The organism is Tropicimonas sp. IMCC6043 (assembly GCF_004146235.1).
In the GTDB taxonomy this organism is placed as follows: Bacteria; Pseudomonadota; Alphaproteobacteria; order Rhodobacterales; family Rhodobacteraceae; genus Tropicimonas.
In genome coordinates this window covers 352,753-359,303 of the sequence record NZ_SELO01000003.1, presented here as the reverse complement: position 1 = coordinate 359,303, position 6,551 = coordinate 352,753, and the positions used below count along the sequence as shown (strand labels likewise).

General features: G+C 61.5%; 3 protein-coding genes. All 3 read left to right on the top strand.

Annotation, left to right across the window (positions count from 1 at the left end; all coding sequences use genetic code 11):
- Positions 1–2,817: DUF5801 repeats-in-toxin domain-containing protein (locus tag EU800_RS26730; protein WP_207209860.1), on the top strand; the 2,817-nt coding region annotated here is incomplete at its 5' end.
- An 81-nt stretch (positions 2,818–2,898) separates the two neighbouring features.
- Positions 2,899–4,686, top strand: coding sequence for a type I secretion system permease/ATPase (locus EU800_RS05960; protein WP_129629558.1), 1,788 nt, complete (start codon positions 2,899–2,901; stop codon positions 4,684–4,686).
- A 4-nt stretch (positions 4,687–4,690) separates the two neighbouring features.
- The gene (locus EU800_RS05955) at positions 4,691–6,247 is read left to right on the top strand and encodes an HlyD family type I secretion periplasmic adaptor subunit (RefSeq protein WP_129629556.1); all 1,557 of its coding nucleotides are present in this window, start codon (positions 4,691–4,693) and stop codon (positions 6,245–6,247) included.
- The last annotated feature ends 304 nt before the right edge of the window (positions 6,248–6,551 follow it).

Below are 6,551 nucleotides of genomic sequence, written 5' to 3'. Positions count from 1 at the left end.
GCGGTGACCTATGCGCTGAACGTGGTCGGCGGGCCCGACGTCGATTCCGGGCTGGTCGACACGCTGACCAACGAGAGCGTGGTGCTCAACCTGGTCGGCGGCGTCGTGATCGGCTCCTCGGCGACCGGCGGCGAGGTGTTCCGCGTCAGCGTGGACACCAATACCGGCCAGGTCACTCTGGACCAGAGCCGGGCGGTGGTGCATCCCGACAGCAGCGATCCCGATGACAGCATCGGGCTGACGGGGTCGAACAAGATCACGCTGACGGCGACGGCCACCGATGGCGACTACGACACCGCCACGGACACGGTCGACATCACCGGCGCGCTGAACCTCGAGGATGACGCGCCGTCCTTCGGCACGCAGTCCGCGGCGCCGAGCCTGACGGTGGACGAGTCCGACTTCACGACGGATGATTCCGCCGACTTCTCGACGGTGTTCGATCCGCAGTTCGGCAATGACGGCTTCAAGGATGCCGACGACAACGACGTCGAGGACGACGATGCGGTGACCTACGCGCTCAGCGTCAAGGATCTCGGTGGCGCAACGGTCTACAGCGGTCTGACGGACACCCTGTCGAACGAAGCGGTCGTCCTGACACTGGAAGGCGGAGACGTTGTCGGCCGGACGGAGACCGGCGGCCTGGAGGTGTTCCGTGTCAGCGTCGTAGAAAATACCGGCGCGGTAACCCTGGATCAGTCGCGTGCCGTCCTTCACCCGGACGCCACGGATCCGGATGACACGATTGGGCTGGCCTCCTCGGACCTCGTCATTCTGACAGCGACGGCGACGGATGGCGATCTCGACACGGACACCGATTTCGCCAATATCGGCGGCGCGCTGTTCTTCAAGGACGACGCTCCGGGCGCGGCGTCGAATGCGGTTGCGCCGGTGGAGGAGGACGATCTCGCGACGGCCCTCAGCACCGGCAACAACGAAGACGCATCGGTCAACGCGCATACGGCAACGATTGTCCTGGATCCGGATGCCGGCATCACGTCGAACATCTTCACCGGGGCGGACAAGCCGGTGTCGTTCAACATCTCCGATGTCGATCCAAACACCGTGCTTCCGGCGCTTCTGTCGATGGGAGACCTCGTCACATACGTGACGTCGCATGACGAGACGACCACCACCGCGGGCGATACGGATGTGATCCGCGCCTATGCCAACTACGGGACCGCCGATCAGCGCCTGGTGTTCACCTTCTCGCTCGTGCAGATCGTCGATGCTCTCGACCCGACCAAGGTCAAAGCGGAGGCGACGCTGACGCTCAACGACCAGCTCGACAACGTTGTCGACGGCCCGCCGGGCGCGGAGAACAACCTGTTGCAGCTATCGGGTGGCGGATCCATCGGCGTGATCGACTTCTCTGGCCTTCTCGACATGGAGGATGCCGATCATGATCCGATCCCGAGCGCTGCAAACCTGGTCGCCTATTCCCACGAAGACGACATCCCGATCTTCACGGCGCCGATTCAGGGCGGCACGGTGGACTTCGACCTGGGCGACACGATCACGCGGAGCCTGAACGGGGCGGTCGGCACCGACGACAATGGCGCCGACGATCTGTCCGGGGATGGAACAACGAAGACCTACACCTTCGAGAGCTATACCGACAGCATCTTCATTGATCGGACCGGGACGGAGAACGACGTGCTGCTGCGCGCCGTGGCCTCGGCGGACAACACCGTCGTCACCTACAAGGAGGATCTCGACGGTGATGCGACGACCGATGATTTCGGCCAGAGCTACTTCGAAATCTCGCTGGATCAGGATGCCAACAGCGGCGCGGGCAGCTACACCTTCGAGGTGCTGAAGGATCCGCCGGAGGCCTTCCTGTCCTTCGTCTTCACCGGCTTCCCGTCGGGCGACCAGGCCTATGGCGTGTTCAACGCCCTCGGCGGCGGGGACTCGGACGGAAGCGCACTGCTGGTCTTCTCCGAAGGACTCGTGCTCGACCCGATCGACAACAAGCTCGACAAGAGCAACAACACGGGCGGCACTTCAGTCAACTCCTCCAATGTCGGTGGCTTCGGCATCGCCCTCGGGGTCAGCGGCAACCAGGTCAGCCAGTATGAGGCGATGTATTTCGCGGGTATCGAGAACCCCGAGCCGGACAGCATTGTCGTGGGTGACCCGACCTTCAGTGCCGGTCTCTATGACGATGGCGATTACCTCAATTTCACCGACATGGTCGAGGCAACGACCGCGAAGGTGCAACTGGTGCAGGTCAACCCGACCAAGGCAGCGCTCGAAGTCGGGATCACGGCCTATGACCTCACCACCGGCTCGGTCGGTGAGGGAGCCACGACGGAGAACGAAGACTTCCTGCAGAACCCGCTCAACTATGACGAAGTGGTGCATATCACCGAGATCCGGGTCTACGATTCCACCGAGGCGCTGATCTACCAGGCGACCGTCGGAAAGGACGGCACCATCACTCCGATCATTGCCGGCGGCGATCCCGCGGTGTCGGCCTATGCCGTTCTTGAGGATGACGGAGGAACGGTCGGGGACACGAGCGATGATGCCTACAGCGTCGTGGTCCAGAACGTGCTGGCGTTCTACGAGATCGAGTGGGACACGGAAACGCCGACGGACTTCTGGCGAGTGTCGAACGAGGATCCGCAGAAGAACAACTCCTTCGACATTGGCGGTTTCTCCTATTTCGAGAGCCAACCGACACCGGATCTGTCCACGAGTTTCAAGGTTCTGGAAACCGACTTTGACGGCGACCAGACGATTTCGAACCTCGTGACAATCGACATCGACGGCACCGGTGAGTTCGACAGCGGCGAATTTGGCGACGCATGAGCAAACTGCCGGCCGGGGGAACACCCTGGCCGGCATTCTCCCACTCCGTGATCCAGCTCGGACGAACCCGGAACGAGTGAAATGTCCAGAAAGAAATCTCAGTTTGTCGATGTGATCGGCGCAGTCGCCCGCAATCGGCCAGTGCTCATTTTCATCAGCTGTCTTGTCAACCTGTTGCTGCTCACCACGACGATCTACATGCTTCAGATCTATGATCGCGTGCTCTCCAGCGGATCGATGGACACGTTGATCTGGCTGACCGTCATCTCACTCGGTGCGATCGCAATCTACGGCGTGCTGGAGCAATCCAGGCGCCTCATCCTCTCACGCTCCGCCTCGTTCATTGACGACCAGCTGAACGCGCCGGTGCTCTTGCGCTCGATGGAGAAGCGGCTTTCCGGAGGCGAGCCCGATGCCGGCGTGAGCGACGTTGCGGACCTCCGCAACTACTACCAGAGCGATGCTTCGCTTGCGTTTCTGGACGCGCCCTGGAGCATCGTGTTTCTGGGCTTTGTCTGGTTGTTGCATCCGACCCTGGGAACGATCGCCACAGTCGCGGCGCTCTTCCTTCTGGTCTCGACCGTCGTCAATGATCTGTTGACACGGACGCGACAGCGGGAGGCCGCGGCGCGCCTCAAGGCGGCCAACCAGACGGCCGTTCGTTTCGTCGACGGGGGCGAGACGATTTCGCCGCTCGGCATGGCTCCGGCAATTTTCTCCCGGTGGCGCGAACTTCATGGCCGGGCGCGCGCGGAACAACAGATTCTGACGGAAAAGACTGCCACGATCCTGAGTTACACCCGATCCTTTCGGCTCGCGGTTCAGGTTCTCATTCTTGGCACGGGTGCCTATCTCGTGCTCTCTGCCGCAATAACGCCGGGGGCCATGATCGCGGCCTCGATCATCACCAGCCGGGCGCTGGCGCCGATCGACCGGCTAACAGCGGCCTGGCGCCGCTTCGTGGCGGCGCGTTCGGCACGGCGCAATCTCGAACGCATGTTCGAGGGGCTCGAAACCGCGCCAGAACGCGTGAAGCTGCCGAGGCCGGAAGGCGTCCTTTCGGTCGAAAGCGTTTCCTTCATGGCACCGGAGGGGAACGCCCCAATCCTCCGCAATGTCAGTTTCACGCTCGAGTCCAGTGGCACGTGCTGTGCCGTGATCGGAGCGTCCGGAGCAGGAAAATCGACACTCTGCAGGTTGCTGGTGGGCGCTTGGAAACCGGCGTCCGGGCATGTCCGCCTGGACGGAGCCGACGTTCATGACTGGGACGCCGCGGAACTGGGACCCCATATCGGATACCTGCCGCAAATTGTCGAACTCTTCCCCGGCAGCGTGGCGGAGAACATCTCTCGATTTGGCGCGCTAGACGGAGATGCCGTTGTAAGAGCTGCGAAGATGGCGGGTGTGCACGAGATGGTGCTGCACCTGCCGAAGGGGTACGAAACCGATGTCGGTCCGCATGCCGACCGGATCTCGCTCGGTCAGCGCCAGCGCATTGGGCTTGCCCGCGCGCTCTATGGCGACCCGGCATTTGTCGTGCTCGACGAGCCGAACTCCAATCTCGACGGCGCAGGAGACACCGCGCTTCTCGACGCGTTGCGGCAGCTCAAGAAACAGCAAAAGACGGTCGTTGTCGTCTCCCATCGCGCGGAGATCCTCAAGGCGACCGACAAGATACTGGTGCTTCAGGATGGTGTCGTGGCGAAGTTCGGTGACCGCGACGATGTGCTTAAACCGGTGGAACGCGCCGTGCGAAAGACCGCCGTCGCTCCGGAGCGCGTTCAGAGGGTGATACCCGCTTCGGACGCCCCGAAGCAGGCAGCCAGCGTCCGCCAACACAACAAAATGACCTCGACTGCAGCGGAATAGACCCATGTTACAGGAATCTCTGGACCGTCTCCGCGAAGCTGGAAGTATCTCGATCGAGAAGCTGAATGCTGGCCTTGAATGGGGCAGAACGATCCTTGAGCAGATCGGCATCGCCCTGCCGCCCGAACTTGCTCGTCCGATGGACAGGGCCGGCTGGACGGAACCGCACGTTCAGGGCCTCATGACCGTCATCACGTTCATTCTGGCGTTTTTGATCGTGCTTTTGGTGCTGCGTCGGATCGTTGGTGCGCGTCGACCTCCGGAAAGGGCAGAGCCCCTTTCCATGATGGTCAGGCGTCCGAAATTCATGGGCTTGGCTGCTTCCGTGGTGCTGGTCCTGTTCTTTGGAAGTTGGTCAGTTCTGGCGCCGCTCTCGAGCGCGGCGATTGCTCCGGGGGTCGTCAGCCCGGAAGGCGACCGGAAGACCGTAGCACATCTTGAGGGGGGGATCGTCCGCTCGATCCATGTGCGGGAGGGTGACGTCGTGGCGGCAGGCGATCCGCTCGTCACGCTTGAGGATGTTCAGGCGCGCGCCCGCTATGAGGAACTCCACAAGCGCCTTCTTCACCTCACGGCCATGGAGGCGCGGCTTCTCGCGCAACGCTCGGACAAGGAGGCGATACCCTTTCCGGAAAACCTCGTGAACGACGCAAGCGATGAGGCAAAGCTTGCCATGGAGGCGCAACAGGACTTGCTCGCAAGCCAGCGCGCCACTCAAGCCGGCCGAGAAAAAATCCTGCATCAGAGGATTCTTCAACTTGAAGAGCAAAATGCGGGCCTGGAGGACGTCACGGTCGCACAAGAGCGCCAGATTGAGCTCGTGCTTGAAGAAATCAGGAGTGTCCAAACCCTATACGACAAGGGTCTTGCCGAGGCGTCACGGCTCCTGGCCCTCAAGCGTGCCCATGCGGACCTCGAGGCTGACAAGGCGCTCAACCGGGCTCATATTGCCGAGAATGCGCAACGGATTGGCGAGACCGAGATTCAGCTTCTGACCATGCGCGAAGCCGTCGTTGAGCAGGCAAACGACGGGTTGGCTGAGATCCAGCGTCTTCTTGGCGAGATCCGGAGCCAGATTCCGTCTCGAGAGGACGTTCTTGCACGCACCGTCGTGCGCGCGTCGATGCCCGGAACGGTCATGAACATCCATGCCACCACGGAGGCCGGCGTGCTTCGTCCGGGAGAGACGATACTGGAAATCGTGCCGAGCGAAGCACGCTTGATAATTGATGCACGTGTCAAACCCAATGACATCGACAGGGTCCTCCCCGGAATGACCGCGCGCGTCGTTCTCACGGCCTACAAGCAAAGGAACCTCCCCATGATCCACGGCGTCCTGCGATCAGTTTCCGCTGATCGTCTGGTCGAAGACCGGACCGGAGAGCCGTATTTCCTCGCCAAGGTCGAGGTCAATTCGGAAGACCTTGCCGGCCTCAGCTCGGTGCGTCTGATTCCGGGAATGCCAACAGAGGTCATGATCCTGAACGAAGAAAAAACCGTTCTCGAGTATCTGTTTGAACCGATCCTGAAATCCGCCAACCGGAGCCTGCGCGAAAGCTGACAAGCGGTGGAGTCAGGGAGAAGTTGACAAGCACGATATCGATGTTTGCCACGAACCCGTTCCGATCTGGTGGAGCGGGACTGTTCGATCTTTTCAGCGGAGATTTATGAAAGGTGCGCGGAACTGCTCCGGCCTGGACTGCAATAGCGCCCGCTTGACGAGGCAAGTGGGGTGGTGATCCCGGCCTTGCACTGACGAGTTCGAAACTGACCGACAGAGCCTCCGGAAGGAAGCCGAACGCGAAACCTCTCAACGGATGGCACAGGACGCGCATTGCGTGTCCCGGTTGGCGCCCATAAGCTCT